The following is a 15,330-nucleotide window of genomic DNA, read 5'->3' as shown; positions in this document are numbered from 1 at the left end:
CGCCCCCGCGATGGAAAAGCCGTTTCCGAGATCCACCGGCCAGGACCGGACCCGTGACCCCTGGTGGGACAACGCCCGCTTCGTCTCCGCCGCACTGATCGTGGTCCTGCACACCGTGGGCAGCATCATGGACCGGCACGACTCGCTGCATGTCTTCCATGTAGCGGCCTGGGCCTTCCGGGTTCCCGCGTTCGTGGTGCTGGCCGGTGTCTTCAGCAGTGCGGGGCCGCTCGGGCCGCGCCGGCTGCGCACCCTGCTGACCAGCATCGTGCTGCCCGCGCTGATCTTCAGCGTGCTGTTCTCGCTGGAGACGAAGGCGCTGGGCGGGCCGCTCGATCTGCATGTGGCGCAGCTGCCGTGGACGCTGTGGTTCCTGATGTCGCTGTTCTGCTGGCGGCTGCTGCTGCCGCTGGTGGTCCAGTTGCGCCATCCGCTGCTGGTCACCACCGCGGTGGCGCTCGGGCTCGGGTACGTCGAGGAGTTCGGGCTCCAGTTCTCCGCCAGCCGGACCCTGGTCTACCTGCCGCTCTTCTACTTCGGCTGGCGCCTGGGCCAGGGCATGCTCCGGGACTGGTTCGAGAACCGGTGGAGCCTGCCGGCCGCGGTCGCCGGAGTGCTCGGCTCGATCACCGTGGCGGTGCTGTGGCACCGGGACATCCAGGGGCACTGGCTGTCGATGCGGCACGCCTACCAGGCGGACACCCCGCTGGGCATGGAGGGCGCCTGGCTGATCCGCCTCGCGGTACTGGCCTCGGCGGCGGCGCTGGTGCTGTGCCTGCTGCGGCTGATGCCGAGGCGGAAGGTGCCCTTCGTCTCGGCGCTCGGGGCGGGCGGATTCACCGTCTACCTCCTGCACCCCCTGGTCATCCTCCCGCTGCGCGAGAAGGGCCTGATCGCCCGCGCGAACACCCCGGTGGAGCTGGTGGCGCTGGTCCTGTGCGGGGTCCTGCTCACGGCGGTCCTCGCCTCCCCCTTCATCCGCCGCCTGGCCCGCCCCCTCACCCGCCCGTCAGCGGCATGGCTCCTGACCCCCACCCCACCCCGAGCACCCACACCCACCCAGGGGCCCGCCCCCGACCTCACCGTCGCACCGGGGCCCGCTCCACACCGGATGTCCGTACCGGCCCCCACGCCCGTCCCGACACCCGCACCCGCCCCGGGCCGCGCCTCCGACTAAGCATCCGCCCCGCCCTCGGCACCACCCCGGCCGCCACACCGGGGCCGGCTTGCGCCGGGGTCGCCCGAACCCGCACCCGCCCCGGCCCCGGCACCCGCGCCGCTCACACCCGCATCGGCGCCCTCCACCGACCCGGCATACGCCCCCACACCCGCCCTCACCGCCGCCCGGGGCCGGTCGCCGCACCAGGCTCTGCTCCACACCGCGCGTCCATGCCGGGTCCCCGCGCCGGGGCCCGCGCCGCCCCCGGCGCCCACCCTCGCCCCGGCACCCGAATCGGCGCCAGCCCCCGCGCCAGGGCCCGCCTCCGACTAGGCATCCGCGCCCGCTCCCATCCCCGGCGCCACCCCGGCCGCCACACCGGGGCCCGCTCTCGAGGGGGGTGGACGGGGTGTTCAACCCCGAATCCGCATCCGTCCCCGCTCCAGGGCCCCGCACCTGTCCACGCCCCGGCACCCGCCTCCGTCTCCACCCCGGCCCCCGCACCCGCGCCACGCCGCCCCCTGTCCAGACCCGCGTCGCCCCCGGTGCCCGCGCCCGCGCCCGTCCCCGACTCGGCCTCCACCCCGGCCCCCGCACCCGTCCCCGACCCGGGCTCCGCACCCGACCTCACCGCCGCACCAGGGCCGACCGCCGCACCAGGGCCCGCTTCACACCGGGCGCCCATGCCGGTCCCCGCGCCGGGGCCCGCGCTGCTCCCGGCGCCCACCCTCGCCCCGGCACCCGAATCGGCGCCAGCCCTCGCCCCCACCCGACCTCCACCCCGCAGCCCGCGCCCGCCCGCCCTCCGCCGTACACCCTAAGCAAGCGCTTGGAAAAGAGTTCCGCATCACACCCTGATGGCCGTGACCGATGGCTTACGTACAGGTAACTTCCCAACCAGCCCTCTGCCCCGGACGCCAATGGAGCCGTGATGCCCGAAGCCGTGATCGTCTCGACCGCCCGCTCCCCCATCGGCCGCGCCTTCAAGGGCTCCCTCAAGGACCTGCGCCCGGACGACCTCACCGCCACGATCATCCAGGCCGCCCTCGCCAAGGTCCCGGAGCTCGACCCGCGGGACATCGACGACCTGATGCTCGGCTGCGGTCTGCCCGGCGGTGAGCAGGGCAACAACCTCGGCCGGATCGTGGCCGTACAGATGGGGATGGACCACCTCCCCGGCTGCACCGTCACCCGGTACTGCTCCTCCTCGCTCCAGACCTCCCGCATGGCCCTGCACGCCATCAAGGCCGGCGAGGGCGACGTCTTCATCTCGGCCGGTGTCGAGATGGTCTCCCGCTTCACCAAGGGCAACTCCGACTCGCTGCCCGACACGCACAACCCCTTCTTCGCCGAGGCCGAGGCCCGTACCGAGGCCGTCGCCCAGCAGGAGGGCACGACCTGGCACGACCCGCGTGAGGACGGTCTCGTCCCGGACGCCTACATCGCGATGGGCCAGACCGCCGAGAACCTCGCCCGCTGGAAGGGCGTCACCCGCCAGGACATGGACGAGTTCGGCGTCCGCTCGCAGAACCTCGCCGAGGAAGCCATCAAGAACGGCTTCTGGGAGCGCGAGATCACCCCGGTGACCCTCCCCGACGGCACGGTCGTCGCGAAGGACGACGGTCCGCGCGCCGGCGTCACCCTGGAGGGCGTCCAGGGCCTCAAGCCCGTCTTCCGCCCCGACGGCATGGTCACCGCCGGCAACTGCTGCCCGCTGAACGACGGCGCCGCCGCGGTCGTCATCATGAGCGACACCAAGGCCCGCCGGCTCGGCCTCACGCCGCTCGCCCGCATCGTGTCGACCGGCGTCTCGGGCCTGTCCCCCGAGATCATGGGCCTCGGCCCGGTCGAGGCCTCGCAGCAGGCGCTGCGCCGGGCCGGTCTGTCCATCGACGACATCGACCTGGTCGAGATCAACGAGGCGTTCGCCGCGCAGGTGATCCCCTCCTACCGCGACCTGGGCATCCCGCTGGAGAAGCTGAACGTCAACGGCGGCGCCATCGCCGTCGGCCACCCCTTCGGCATGACCGGCGCCCGCATCACCGGCACGCTGATCAACTCCCTCCAGTTCCACGACAAGCAGTTCGGTCTGGAGACGATGTGCGTCGGCGGCGGCCAGGGCATGGCCATGGTCATCGAGCGCCTGAGCTGACCGTAGCCGTCGCGGTACCCTGAGTGACCCATAGGCCCAGAACCCGGTAACCGCCCCGGTTCTGGGCCTATTTGTGATCCAATCTCCCCCAGGATGTGACCTATCTCCCTCCGTTGAGGGATCTACGCAGGTCAGACGCGTTTTCACGACCCATGCCAGGCCCAAAGTCCTGTCCGATTCGTGACGTTACGCACTGACAGCTGGTTAGTCCGCCCTTCAAGCTGATGTAGGAAGTCGGGGGTCGACTTTGAACCGGGAGTACGTCAGTGAGCGCCATGCCGATTGCCCTCCTGCTCACCACGGCAGCCACCGGCGCCGTGGGCGTCGCCGTCCTGCGCACGCTCTTGGTGCTGCGCCGGCAGGTCGCGGCCCTGCACACCGAGCTGGCCGCGAGCAACGCGGCCGCGGCCCGGGGCCGGGTGCCCGCCGCCCGTCTGTCCGCGGACACCGACGAGATACGCGCCGCGGTGGCCGAGGCCCTGGCCGAGGAGCGTGAACGCGAACTCGCGGAGGCGCGCGCGTTCTGGGCGGCCCAGGAGGCGCGCGACGCCTCCGACGCCCCGACGCTGCTGGGTCTGAGCGACAGCGAGCTGTTCCTGCCCCGGCAGGCGGACTTCGTGGGCCTGGAGCCCCTGGAGCCCGTGGCCGAGGCGTCCGCGGACACGGACGAGTTCGCCGGGGACTCCCCGGAACTGGCCGCGGCCCGTCGCCGGCACCCCTCGCACCCGGACTTCGTGCCGGTGCAGTCACCGGTCGTGAACGACCATGAGCGTACGGTCGCCACCCTGGAGGACCTGGCCGCCTCCGCCACCGAACTGACCGACGTCCGCCCGGGCCCGCTCGGCACCCTCGACGTCTACGTCTTCGCCGACGGCACCACCCTGTGCATGACCCCGGGCCACCGCGAAACAGCGGAACGCCTCTCCCAGGCCCTCCGCGCCGGCCAGACCCCGGTCCTGCTGGGCGGCTCGGGCATCTCAGGCGCGTACACCCTGACCTTCGCCTGCGGCGGGGAAAACGTGTACATCCTGGCCGACAGGGTCATAGCGAGCCTGTAGGCGCGGGGTCCTGGGACTCCCCAGGGGCGCGGGGAACTGCGCGACCGGCCACCACAGGCCCGCACCCGCCGACGGGACCTAGACCCCCGCCCTCTTCTGCGCCTCCGCCACCAACTGCATCGCCTCATCCACCTGGGCCTCGTCCGACAGCACGAGGCCCAAGTCATGCACGGCAACCGTCATTTGGTCAGCCGCCGCGAACATCCCCGCATCCGGCATCACCCGAGGCTCAACCCCCGGCGCCTCCAGAACCTGCGCCCGCCGAGCCAACTCCCGAGCCAGCCCCAGCGCCTCCGCCGCAGCTCCCCGTTGCAACCGGGACTGCGGCGCGGCCCGCAAACGGTCGGCGAAGTGATCAACAGCCCGGGTCAGACGCGTCGTATCCACCACGCCGCAACCGTACGCGCAGCACCCGCACTGTTGCCAACACGCGAACGCTCAGGCACGGTGACCTGAAGGACCGGCTTACATCCCCTGCGTCCGGAGGCGCCGATGTCCCACGTCCTCTCCGAGGAGACCCACCGCAACATGCTCTCCCGCATCCCTCACTGCACCGGTCGTGAAGTCTCCGACTGGCTGCGCACCGTTGAAGAAGGCCCGTCCCTCGCCCGCTTCGAGGAGAAGGTCAGCTGGCTTCGCCACGAATACGACCTCGCGTACGGCCACGCGAAGGCGATCGTCCACGAGTACGACCTGAGGAGGGCCGCGCGCAAGTTCCTCTAGCCGCGCACTGCTTCGCAGACGCCGAAGGGCCCCGGGTCGTGCAACCCGGGGCCCTTCCGAAGCGGCGAGCGATCAGTCGCTGCTGTTGAGGATCGCGATGATCCTCAGGAACTCCATGTAGATCCAGACCAGCGTCAGCGTGAGACCGAAGGCGGCGAGCCAGGCCTCCTCGCGCGGGGCACCGTAGGCGATGCCGTCCTCGACCTGCTTGAAGTCCAGGGCCAGGAAGCACGCGCCGAGCAGGATGCCGACGACGCCCATGATGATGCCGAGCGGGCCGCTGCGGAAGCCGAGGCCGTCACCGCCGCCGAACACCGCGAACAGGAGGTTGACCGCCATCAGCATGATGAAGCCGAGCGCGGCCGCCATCACGAACCCGACGAAGCGGCGGTTCACGCGGATCCAGCCCGCCTTGTACGCCACCAGCACGCTGACGAAGACCGCCATCGTGCCGATCACGGCCTGCATGGCCGCACCGTCGGCGATGCGGTTGTCCACGACACTGGAGACGACGCCGAGGAACACACCCTCGAACGCGGCGTACGCCAGGATCAGCGCGGGCGAGGCCTTGCGCTTGAAGGACTGCACCAGCGCCAGGACCATGCCGATCAGGCCGGCGCCGATGGCGATGCCGTAGGACTTGCCGATGTTGGCGTCGTCGACCGGCAGCAGCGCCCAGGCGAGCGCGGCGGTGACCATCAGGACACCGAGGGTCGTGCCGGTGCGCATGACGACGTCGTCCAGCGTCATCCGGCCAGTGGTGACCGGTGCCTGCGGGGGCGCGCCGTGCTGAAGGTCCTGCTGGGCGTAAGGGTTCTGCGCGTACGGGTTCTGGGCGTAGGGGTTGGCCCCCTGCGGCTGGGCGTACGGGTTGCCCTGCGTGCCCACAGCGGCGCCCCCGGCCTGCGGCTGGGCGCTGAAGCCCGCGTGGCCGTTGTCGCGGCTGAACCCCCGTCGCGAGAAGACCGGGTTGCTGCTCCTCATTTCACTCCTCCATGGCCACCCTGCGTAGCCTTGGCTCAAGAGTAATGGAAAGGCAAAAGAAAGACTCTAGTGCCTGGGGAGGATCTTTCCCTCGCTGTGCTGCGCAACACGCTACGCGGATCCGTGATTCCCGGTACCGGAGGGCCCCATTCATGACCAACCCGGGACATGGCCGGAACCCATCGGTGATCAGTCGGCCGATCAGTCGGCCGATCAGTCGACCGGGAAGCCCGTGTACGCCTCGGCCAGCTCGGTCTCGGCGGCCCGCGAGGACGTGATCCGCGCGAGCCGGGCGAGCTGGAGCCGGTCCTCGAAGGGGGTGGCGTCGGGGGCGCGGTGCAGGAGCGTCGTCATGTCGTAGGAGAACCGCTCGGCCTGCCACACCCGCCGCAGACAGGTCGCCGAGTAGGCGTCGAGCAGCTCGGCCGAACCGGTCTGCCGCTGGTGGGTCAGGGCCCGCGCGAAGGTCACCACGTCCCCCACGGCCAGGTTCAGGCCCTTGGCCCCGGTCGGCGGCACGATGTGGGCCGCGTCGCCGGCCAGGAAGAGCCGGCCGTGGCGCATGGGCTCGTGGACGTAGGAGCGCATGGGGGTGACCGACTTCTGGGTGATCGGGCCGCGGGCGAGCAGCCAGTCGTCGTCCGTCTCGAAGCGGCGCTCCAGCTCGGCCCAGATCGCGTCGTCGGCCCAGGACTCGGGCGCCGTGCCCTCCGGCACCTGGAGGTAGAGGCGGGAGACGGACGGGGAGCGCATGGACAGCAGGGCGAAGCCGCGGTCGTGGCGGGCGTAGACCAGCTCGTCGTGGGAGGGCGGTACGTCGGCCAGGATGCCGAGCCAGGCGAAGGGGTAGGTCCGCTCGAAGGTCCGGCTCAGCTCGGCGGGGACCGCCTTCCTCGCCACCCCCCAGAAGCCGTCGCAGCCCACGACGTAGTCGCACTCCAGGACGTCCTCGCGGCCCTCGTGGCGGAAGCGGATGCGCGGGCGGTCGGTGCCGGCGTCCTCCACGGCCAGGGCCTCGGCCTCGAACAGGAGCGGGCCGCCGTCCTTCAGCTGGAGGGCGATGAGGTCCTTGCAGACCTCGGTCTGGGCGTAGACCATCACCGACCGGCCGCCGGTGAGGGCGGGGAAGTCGACGCGGTGGCGGGTGCGGTCGTAGCGGAGCTCTATGCCGTCGTGGCGCAGGCCCTCGCGGTCCATGCGCTCGCCGGCCCCGGCCGCGCGCAGGACGTCGACGGTGCCCTGCTCCAGGATTCCGGCTCGCTGGCGTTGCTCCACATAGGGGCGGTCGCGGCTCTCCAGGACGACCGAGTCGATGCCGGCGTTGCTGAGGAGCCGGGCGAGGAGGAGGCCCGCGGGGCCGGCTCCGATGATGCCGACGGTGGTGCGCATCGGTCGTTCCCTTCCGCACGGTGTTCGTCTGGTGAAGTTTGTTTCACGAGATGGATGGCATGAGTGTCCGATCGCAATCGGCCGCTGTCAACGGTCCGTGCGGTGAAGTTCTCGATGAAGGGTGCACGGAACGGGCCGCGTACCGGCGGCCGCGCGTGGGTCGGAGGTGCCCGGAACCGGACTTGAACCGGTACGCCCGCGAGGGGCAGCGAGGTTTAAGCTCGCCGTGTCTGCATTCCACCATCCGGGCAGGCCATGGGCTCCGCGTCGAGATTCCGAGCCTATCGGGACGCATCCCCCGAACAGCGGGGAGACGGACCGATGTTGTCTTATTTTATTGACGTCTGAGGGTGCATCAGACCACGGAACGAGCCATCCGCACTTGCCAATAGCCTTGCGTGCGGTGTCCGGCCACGTATGCGGAATGACGGAATTTCACCGCCCGAACAAGGACGCTCCACCTGTTCTCGACAGGGCCCTTGTCAGGGGCCGCCGTCATCCCCAGGTATGACTCCGCCGCCCTCGGTCCGACCCGAGTCTGCCTTCGGAACCGGAACAGCGGCTGACTCCACGGACACCGGCGGCCATGACGATGGAAGACGTCCCCGAAACACTTCGTCTTCTGTCGAGGAGCGCCTACTCGTGACCACCGCATCAATCGCCGGCCGGGCCACCGCCGTGGCCGCGCGCGCCACGGATCTGTCGAAGATCTACGGACAGGGCGAGACCCAGGTGGTCGCCCTGGACCGGGTCTCCGTCGACTTCCGGCAGGCCGAGTTCACCGCGATCATGGGCCCTTCCGGCTCCGGCAAGTCCACGCTGATGCACTGCGTGGCGGGCCTCGACACCTTCTCCTCCGGTTCCGTGCGCATCGGCGAGACCGAGCTGGGCGCGCTGAAGGACAAGCAGCTCACCAAGTTGCGCCGGGACAAGATCGGCTTCATCTTCCAGGCGTTCAACCTGCTGCCGACGCTGACCGCGCTGGAGAACATCACCCTGCCGATGGACATCGCGGGGCGGAAGCCCGACAAGGAGTGGCTGGACTCGGTCATCCGGATGGTGGGGCTGGCCGACCGGCTCTCCCACCGCCCCTCCCAGCTCTCCGGCGGCCAGCAGCAGCGCGTCGCCGTGGCCCGCGCGCTCGCCTCGCGGCCGGACATCATCTTCGGCGACGAGCCGACCGGAAACCTCGACTCCCGCTCCGGCGCCGAGGTGCTGGGCTTTCTGCGCAACTCCGTACGGGAGTTGGGGCAGACCGTGGTGATGGTCACCCATGACCCGGTGGCCGCCGCCTACGCGGACCGGGTGGTCTTCCTCGCCGACGGCCGGATCGTGGACGAGATGTACCGCCCGACCGCCGACGGGGTCCTCGACTTCATGAAGCAGTTCGACGCGAAGGGCCGCACCAGCTGATGTTCCGCACCGCCCTGCGCAACGTCCTCGCGCACAAGGCCCGCCTGCTGATGACCGTGCTCGCCGTGATGCTCGGCGTGGCCTTCGTCTCCGGCACGCTGGTCTTCACCAACACCATCTCCGACGCCTACCGCAACAGCTCCGCCAAGGGCTTCGACCATGTCGACGTGGCCGTCCAGCCCAACCACCAGGAGAGCAAGGGAAATTCGGTCGGCAGGACCCCCGAACTCACCGAGGCGCTGCTCGACGAGAGCGCGCAGGTGCCGGGTGCCGCCTCGGCCACCGGAGTCGTCAACGGCTTCACCGCGATCGCCGACAAGGACGGCGACCTCATCGGCCAGGGCTGGCAGTCGGAGGGCAGCAACTACTCCGGCGCCGAGGACCCCCGCTACCCGCTGGTCAGCGGGCACGCCCCGAGCGGCAGGAACGAGGTGCTGCTCGACGCCAGGACCGCCGAGCGGGCCGGATACCGGGTCGGCGACACCGTACGGATCTCGGTCGACGGACCGGTGCTGAAGCCGACCGTCACGGGCATCTTCACGACCGACAACGGCAATGTCGCCGCGGGCGGCAGCCTGGCCCTGTTCGACACGGCGACCGCCCAGCGGCTGTTCGGCAAGACCGGGACGTACGACGAGATCGACGTCCGGGCGAAGGCGGGCGTCAGCCAGGCCGCGCTCAAGGCCGAGCTGGACAAGGCGCTGCCCGGCGACCTCGTCGAGACGACCACCGGCAGCCAACTCGCCGACGACCAGGCCGAGATGATCTCCTCCGAGATGGGCAGCTTCCGGCAGATGCTGCTCGTCTTCGCGGGCATCGCGCTCTTCGTCGGCACCTTCATCATCGCCAACACCTTCACCATGCTGGTCGCCCAGCGCACCCGGGAGCTCGCGCTGCTGCGGGCGGTCGGCGCCTCGCGCCGGCAGGTCACGCGGTCGGTGCTGATCGAGGCGCTCGTGGTCGGCGCGGTGGCCGGAGTGGCCGGTCTGGTCGCGGGCATCGGCATCGGGGTGGGCCTGCGCTCGCTCATGGGCTCGCTCGACGCGACCGTCCCCGACGGGCCGCTGGTCATCTCGCCCGGCACGGTCGTGACCGCGCTCGCGGTCGGCGTGGTGATCACCATGCTGGCGGCCTGGCTGCCGGGCCGCCGGGCGGCGAAGATCCCGCCGGTCGCGGCGATGAGCAGCCTGCACGCCCAGGCCACGACCAAGTCGCTGGTGCTGCGCAACACGCTCGGCGCGCTGTTCGCCGGCGGGGGTGTCGCGGTGGTCCTGGCGGCGACGGCGATGGACGGCTCGGACGGTCAGGCCCCCATGGGGCTCGGCGCGGTCCTGCTGATCATCGGCGTCTTCATCCTGACGCCGCTGCTGTCCCGTCCGCTGATCGCGGCGGCCTCTCCGGTGCTGCGGATCTTCGGGGTCTCGGGCAAGCTGGCCCGGCAGAACTCGGTGCGCAATCCGCGCCGTACGGCCGCCACCGCCTCCGCGCTGATGATCGGGCTCACCCTGATCACCGGGATGACGGTGATGGCGGGCAGCCTGCAGCAGGCGATCGACAAGATGGCCAGTTCGGCGCTGCGCGCGGACTACGTGGTCTCCATGGCGAACGGCAACGGCCTCTCCCCCGACGTCGACGGCACGCTGCGCGAGCTGGACGGGGTCACGGCCACCAGCCCGCTGCGCAACGCGCCCTCCCGGATCGACGGCGAGACCGAGTACCTGACCGGCGTCGACGGCTCCTCGATCGCCGACCTGACCGAGCTGCCCATGGACAGCGGCGCCTTCGAGGTCGGCGGCACCCGGGTGGTCGTCGACGACGACACCGCCACTTCCCACGGCTGGCGCACCGGCTCGGCCTTCACCGCGCACTACGAGGACGGCAAGGCCGAGCGTCTGACGGTCGCCGGGGTGTACGTGGGCAACGAGATGATCCGCGGGATCATGCTCGACAACCGCACCCTCACCCCCCATCTCACCGACCCGACCGACATGCAGGTCATGGTGAAGACGGCCGCCGGCGCCTCCGACGCCACGAAGGACGCGCTGGAGAAGGCGCTGGGCGCCAACCCGGCGATCAAGGTCCAGGACAAGAAGGACCTCTCCAACGAGATCGCGCAGATGTTCACGCTGATCCTGAACATGGTCTACGGCCTGCTCGCCATGGCGGTGATCGTGGCGGTGCTCGGTGTCATCAACACCCTCGCGATGTCGGTGTTCGAGCGCTCCCAGGAGATCGGCATGCTCCGTGCGATCGGCCTGGACCGCAAGGGCATCAAGCGGATGGTCCGTCTGGAGTCCCTGGTGATCTCGCTGTTCGGCGGAGTGCTGGGCATCGGCCTGGGCGTGTTCTTCGGCTGGGCGGCCGGTGAGCTGGTGGCGTCGCGGATGGCGACGTACGAACTGGTCCTGCCCTGGACCCGGATGGGCGTCTTCCTGCTGCTGGCGGCGACCGTGGGCGTGCTGGCGGCGCTGTGGCCGGCCCGGCGGGCGGCGCGGCTGAACATGCTGGCGGCGATCAAGTCGCAGTAGCGGCGAGGGCCTGGAGCCCCATGCACAGCCGAAGGGCCTCCCGCACCACGGATGGCGGGAGGCCCTTCGGACGGATCAGCCGGATGATCCGCCGGACGGATCAGTGACCGGAGGTCAGGAGGCCTTGGCCTTCTCCTCGGTCTTCTCGCTCTTCTGCGTCTTCGCCGCGGGAGCCGCGGGCGCCGGCTTGGCCGCCTCGTAGAACTCCTCGCGCGGGGACTCCAGAGCGCCCAGGGCGACGACCTCGCGCTTGAGGAACATGCCGAGCGTCCAGTCGGCGAAGACGCGGATCTTGCGGTTCCACGTCGGCATCGCCAGGCCGTGGTAGCCGCGGTGCATGTACCACGCCAGCCGGCCCTTGAGCTTGATCTTCATCTTGCCCATGACGATCATCGCGACGCCCTTGTGGAGGCCGAGGCCCGCCACCGCACCCTTGTTGGCGTGGCTGTAGTCCTTCTGCGGGAAGCCCCGCATGCCGGACACCACGTTGTCGCCGAGGACCTTGGCCTGCCGCAGCGCGTGCTGCGCGTTGGGCGGGCACCAGGCGTTCGGGTTGCCGTTCTTGCGGCCGACGAGGTCCGGGACCTGGGCGTTGTCGCCCGCGGCCCAGATGTAGTCGGTGCCGGTGACCTGGAGGGTCGGCTGGCAGTCGACGTGACCGCGGGGGCCGAGCGGCAGGCCGAAGCGGCTGAGGACGGGGTTGGGCTTGACGCCCGCCGTCCAGACGATGGTGTTGGAGTCGACCTCGAGGCCGTTCTTGAGCACCACGTGGCCGTCGACGCAGGAGTCCATGGAGGTGGAGAGGTAGACCTCGACCCCGCGGGCCTCCAGGTGCTCCTTGCCGTACTGGCCGAGCTTGGGGCCGACCTCGGGGAGGATCTTGTCCGCGGCGTCGACGAGGACGAAGCGCATGTCCTCGCGGGAGACGTTGGTGTAGTACTTGGCCGCGTCGCGGGCCATGTCCTCGACCTCACCGATGGTCTCCGCGCCCGCGAAGCCACCGCCGATGAAGACGAAGGTGAGCGCCTTGCGGCGGATCTCCTCGTCGGTGGTGGAGTCGGCCTTGTCCAGCTGCTCCAGCACGTGGTTGCGCAGGCCGATGGCCTCCTCGATGCCCTTCATGCCGATGCCCTGCTCGGCGAGGCCGGGGATCGGGAAGGTGCGGGAGACCGCGCCCATCGCGATGACCAGGTAGTCGAACGGCAGCTCGTACGCCTCGCCCACCAGGGGGGCGATCGTGGCGACCTTGCGGTCCTGGTCGATGGTGGTGACCCGGCCGGTGAGCACCTCCGCCTTGGGCAGCACGCGTCGCAGCGGGACGACGACGTGGCGCGGGGAGATGCTGCCGGCGGCGGTTTCGGGGAGGAAGGGCTGGTAGGTCATGTACGACCGGGGGTCGACGACCGTGACGGTCGCCTCGCCGTAGCGCATCTTCTTGAGAATGCGCCGAGCTGCGTACAGGCCTACGTACCCACCGCCTACTACGAGGATCCTGGGACGCTCCGTGGTGCTCATGCCATCGAGTATCCACCCGCCTCAGGGGGGTCGCTCGTGCGCCCCTTCACAAGCATCCTCAAGGGGTGTGCTATCCTCCGCCGCTCGCGTGATCCACGTCATGGCCGCGAGGGGGAACCGCGGCCCGCCGCGGACCGTTGTCAATGCCGCGTGAGCTGCCTCTCTGAGGATTCGGGGCCTGAGTGAGGCCCCCGAAACGATCTCTCGCGAGCCCTTCTCGCGGGACCCTCCGAGACCCCTTCCGAACACGCTCAAGCGGGTGTTGGACCCCCGGAAGGGCCAACCGGCCCCCTTCCGCACCCCGACCGGGCCCAATTCCTTGTGAAGAACTTCACGAACTTTCCCGACGGACTGTCGCCGAGGGGCCCTCAAGGACCCCTCGAACGTGCTCAGACGCTACCTGACCTGCTCAGCCGAGGCTACCGATCAGTAACAAAGGAGAGCTACGCCACCGACCAGGCGATGCCGTCGAGGATGTCGTGCTCACTGACGACGACCTCCTCGGCACCGATCCGCTCCATGATCGCCAGCAGGACCAGGGCCCCCGCCGCGATGACGTCCACGCGCCCCGGGTGCATGGCGGGAACCGCGGCGCGCTCGGCGTGGGTGGAGTGCAGCAGCCACTCGGTGATCTCCCGGACGCGGTCGCGGGAGACCCGGGAGTGGTGGATGGCCGCCGAGTCGTACGCGGGCAGCTCCTGCGCGATGGCGGACACCGTGGTGACGGACCCGGCGAGCCCCACCAGGGTGTGCGCCTCCCGCAGCGGCACGGTCCGCTCGGCGAGGTCGAGAGCGGCCTCGATGTCGGCCCGTACGGCGGTGATCTGCTCCTCGGCGGGCGGGTCGCAGACGACGCCGTCCCGCACCAGGTGCCGCTCGGTCATCCGCACGCACCCGATGTCGACGGAGCGGGCGGCGCGTACGTGCTCCTCCCCGACGACGAACTCGGTCGACCCGCCGCCGATGTCCACCACGAGGTAGGGCTTGGGCAGGTGATCCCGTCCGGCCAGCTCCCTGGTGGCGCCGGTGAAGGAGAACTCGGCCTCCTGGTCCCCGCTGATCACCTCGGGCTCGACCCCGAGGATGCCGACGACCCCGCGCACGAAGTCCTCGCGGTTCTCGGCGTCCCGGGAGGCGGAGGTCGCCACGAAGCGGACGCGCTCGGCGCCGTGCTCCTTGATGACCGCCGCGTACTCGCGGCAGGCGGCGAAGGTCCGCTCCAGCGCCTCGGGGGCGAGCCGCCCGGTGCGGTCCACGCCCTGCCCGAGCCGCACGATGGTCATACGGCGGTCCAGATCGACCAGTTCGCCCGTCTCCGGGTCGCAGTCGGCGACGAGGAGCCGGATGGAGTTGGTACCGCAGTCGATGGCGGCGACGCGGGTCATCCGGCCGTCTCCTGCCCCTGGGTCACGCACGTCCCCTTGCGCCACCACTGCGGCAGCATCGCGAGGGCCTCGTCGCCGAGCGGGTTGACCCCGGGGCCGGCGGCCAGCGAGTGGGCCACCAGGACGTGCAGGCACTTCACCCGGTCCGGCATGCCGCCCGCGCTCGGGAAGCCCGTCAGCTCCTCGATCTCGTCCCGGCGCCGGATGTAGTCCTCGTGCGCGGCGCGGTAGGCGGCGGCCAGCTCGGGGTCCCGCTCCAGCCGCTCGGTCATCTCCTTCATCACGCCGTTCGCCTCCAGCGTGCCGATCGCGGAGTTCGCCTTCGGGCACGTCAGGTAGTACAGCGTCGGGAAGGGCGTACCGTCCGGCAGCCGGGGCGCCGTCTCCACCACGTCCGGCTGCCCGCACGGGCACCGGTGCGCGATGGCCCGCAGCCCGCGCGGCGGCCGGCCGAGCTGCTGCTTGAAGGCCTCGACATCCGCGTCGGTCGGCTCGGTCCGCGGAGTAGTGGGCGGGGGCGTATCCATCACAGTCTTTCGTCTCTATCTATCGGTCGGCGGCGTCGGCCTTGTCGACCCCGTCCCAGACGTTCGCGTACCAGGGCCGGTCCGCCGTGCCCAGGTCGGTGCGCGCCTGCTTCGCCGCGTCCGGGTCGATCACGACGAAGCCGGTCTCCCCCGGCAGCACATAGTGCAGGCGCTCGCGGATCCGCTGCTCGGCGTAGGCGTCGTCCTGCCAGCGTGCCTTGAGGTCGCGCAGCTCCTCCACCCGTTGCCGGGCCTGCTGCTTCTGCTGTTGCAGATCGGCGATCTCGGCGCGCTGGGCGACGTACTGCCTTATCGGGTAGGCGAGGGCGACGACCAGGGAGCAGACGACGAGGGCGAGCAGGGCCGCCCGGCCGGTGAGCCGGGAGCGGCGGGCCTGCCGCTTGGTCTGCGAGCGGTAGACACGGGCCGCCGTCTGCTCCCCGAGCAACCGGATCCTGGTCGCGGTGGAGAAACGGTCCCGGTCCTTGACGGCCATC

At 70.7% G+C, this 15,330-nt stretch carries 13 protein-coding genes and 1 tRNA gene; 6 read left to right on the top strand and 8 right to left on the bottom strand.

From position 1 onward, the window contains the following. Positions 1–10: 10 nt before the first annotated feature. From ACWD1Z_RS11980 to ACWD1Z_RS11970, 3 genes are all read left to right on the top strand, one after another. The gene (locus tag ACWD1Z_RS11980; RefSeq protein ID WP_451117812.1) at positions 11–1,177 is read left to right on the top strand and encodes an acyltransferase family protein; all 1,167 of its coding nucleotides are present in this window, start codon (positions 11–13) and stop codon (positions 1,175–1,177) included. Between the two features lie 913 nt (positions 1,178–2,090). After that, entirely contained in the window at positions 2,091–3,311 is a 1,221-nt protein-coding gene (locus tag ACWD1Z_RS11975) for an acetyl-CoA C-acetyltransferase (protein WP_451117810.1), read from the top strand. Positions 3,312–3,586: 275 nt separating this feature from the next. Further along, positions 3,587–4,369 carry a hypothetical protein gene (locus tag ACWD1Z_RS11970; protein WP_451117808.1) on the top strand — a complete coding sequence of 261 codons (783 nt, stop codon included), beginning with the start codon at positions 3,587–3,589 and terminating at the stop codon, positions 4,367–4,369. A 78-nt stretch (positions 4,370–4,447) separates the two neighbouring features. Here the strand turns inward: ACWD1Z_RS11970 and ACWD1Z_RS11965 are convergent, their stop codons facing one another. Continuing rightward, positions 4,448–4,759: a hypothetical protein gene (locus ACWD1Z_RS11965; RefSeq protein ID WP_451117806.1), complete on the bottom strand. Its 312-nt coding sequence runs from the start codon at positions 4,757–4,759 to the stop codon at positions 4,448–4,450. A gap of 102 nt (positions 4,760–4,861) precedes the next feature. Between ACWD1Z_RS11965 and ACWD1Z_RS11960 the strand changes: the two genes are divergently transcribed. Further along, positions 4,862–5,092, top strand: coding sequence for a DUF4287 domain-containing protein (locus ACWD1Z_RS11960; protein WP_451117805.1), 231 nt, complete (start codon positions 4,862–4,864; stop codon positions 5,090–5,092). A 72-nt stretch (positions 5,093–5,164) separates the two neighbouring features. Here the strand turns inward: ACWD1Z_RS11960 and ACWD1Z_RS11955 are convergent, their stop codons facing one another. The 3 genes from ACWD1Z_RS11955 to ACWD1Z_RS11945 form a co-directional block, all read right to left on the bottom strand. Then, on the bottom strand, positions 5,165–6,076 hold the full coding sequence (locus tag ACWD1Z_RS11955) for a Bax inhibitor-1/YccA family protein (protein WP_451117803.1): 912 nt from the start codon (positions 6,074–6,076) through the stop codon (positions 5,165–5,167). 213 nt (positions 6,077–6,289) lie between these two features. Continuing rightward, entirely contained in the window at positions 6,290–7,465 is a 1,176-nt protein-coding gene (locus ACWD1Z_RS11950; RefSeq protein WP_451117801.1) for a 4-hydroxybenzoate 3-monooxygenase, read from the bottom strand. A 167-nt stretch (positions 7,466–7,632) separates the two neighbouring features. Beyond that, positions 7,633–7,715: transfer RNA gene (locus ACWD1Z_RS11945), tRNA-Leu, on the bottom strand. 392 nt (positions 7,716–8,107) lie between these two features. On the opposite strand from ACWD1Z_RS11945, the gene ACWD1Z_RS11940 reads away from it, so the two are divergent. Further along, positions 8,108–8,878: an ABC transporter ATP-binding protein gene (locus tag ACWD1Z_RS11940; protein WP_451117799.1), complete on the top strand. Its 771-nt coding sequence runs from the start codon at positions 8,108–8,110 to the stop codon at positions 8,876–8,878. After that, on the top strand, positions 8,878–11,406 hold the full coding sequence (locus tag ACWD1Z_RS11935; RefSeq protein WP_451117797.1) for an ABC transporter permease: 2,529 nt from the start codon (positions 8,878–8,880) through the stop codon (positions 11,404–11,406). The genes ACWD1Z_RS11940 and ACWD1Z_RS11935 overlap by 1 nt, the downstream gene beginning before the upstream one ends. 114 nt (positions 11,407–11,520) lie before the next feature. Here ACWD1Z_RS11935 and ACWD1Z_RS11930 read toward each other — a convergent pair whose 3' ends face one another. The 4 genes from ACWD1Z_RS11930 to ACWD1Z_RS11915 form a co-directional block, all read right to left on the bottom strand. Next, positions 11,521–12,921, bottom strand: a complete 1,401-nt coding sequence (locus ACWD1Z_RS11930) for an NAD(P)/FAD-dependent oxidoreductase (RefSeq protein ID WP_451117795.1) — start codon at positions 12,919–12,921, stop codon at positions 11,521–11,523. Positions 12,922–13,364: 443 nt separating this feature from the next. After that, positions 13,365–14,306 (bottom strand): Ppx/GppA phosphatase family protein, encoded by a 942-nt coding sequence (locus ACWD1Z_RS11925; protein WP_451117793.1) that lies wholly within the window; start codon positions 14,304–14,306, stop codon positions 13,365–13,367. Then, positions 14,303–14,833 (bottom strand): DUF501 domain-containing protein, encoded by a 531-nt coding sequence (locus ACWD1Z_RS11920; protein WP_451117791.1) that lies wholly within the window; start codon positions 14,831–14,833, stop codon positions 14,303–14,305. Before ACWD1Z_RS11920 ends, ACWD1Z_RS11925 begins: the two co-directional genes overlap by 4 nt. Positions 14,834–14,852: 19 nt before the next feature. Beyond that, positions 14,853–15,329 (bottom strand): FtsB family cell division protein, encoded by a 477-nt coding sequence (locus ACWD1Z_RS11915; protein ID WP_451117789.1) that lies wholly within the window; start codon positions 15,327–15,329, stop codon positions 14,853–14,855. Position 15,330 lies beyond the last annotated feature (1 nt).

It is taken from the genome of Streptomyces sp. NPDC002784 (genome assembly GCF_053592135.1).
This window is presented reverse-complemented; position numbering and strand designations above follow the sequence as displayed.

Coding starts and splice junctions, on each gene's coding strand:
- ACWD1Z_RS11980 (WP_451117812.1), top strand. CDS start 11: ATGGAAAAGCCGTTTCCGAGATCCACCGGCCAGGACCGGACCCGTGAC.
- ACWD1Z_RS11975 (WP_451117810.1), top strand. CDS start 2,091: ATGCCCGAAGCCGTGATCGTCTCGACCGCCCGCTCCCCCATCGGCCGC.
- ACWD1Z_RS11970 (WP_451117808.1), top strand. CDS start 3,587: ATGCCGATTGCCCTCCTGCTCACCACGGCAGCCACCGGCGCCGTGGGC.
- ACWD1Z_RS11960 (WP_451117805.1), top strand. CDS start 4,862: ATGTCCCACGTCCTCTCCGAGGAGACCCACCGCAACATGCTCTCCCGC.
- ACWD1Z_RS11955 (WP_451117803.1), bottom strand. CDS start 6,076: ATGAGGAGCAGCAACCCGGTCTTCTCGCGACGGGGGTTCAGCCGCGAC.
- ACWD1Z_RS11950 (WP_451117801.1), bottom strand. CDS start 7,465: ATGCGCACCACCGTCGGCATCATCGGAGCCGGCCCCGCGGGCCTCCTC.
- ACWD1Z_RS11935 (WP_451117797.1), top strand. CDS start 8,878: ATGTTCCGCACCGCCCTGCGCAACGTCCTCGCGCACAAGGCCCGCCTG.
- ACWD1Z_RS11930 (WP_451117795.1), bottom strand. CDS start 12,921: ATGAGCACCACGGAGCGTCCCAGGATCCTCGTAGTAGGCGGTGGGTAC.
- ACWD1Z_RS11925 (WP_451117793.1), bottom strand. CDS start 14,306: ATGACCCGCGTCGCCGCCATCGACTGCGGTACCAACTCCATCCGGCTC.
- ACWD1Z_RS11920 (WP_451117791.1), bottom strand. CDS start 14,833: ATGGATACGCCCCCGCCCACTACTCCGCGGACCGAGCCGACCGACGCG.
- ACWD1Z_RS11915 (WP_451117789.1), bottom strand. CDS start 15,329: ATGGCCGTCAAGGACCGGGACCGTTTCTCCACCGCGACCAGGATCCGG.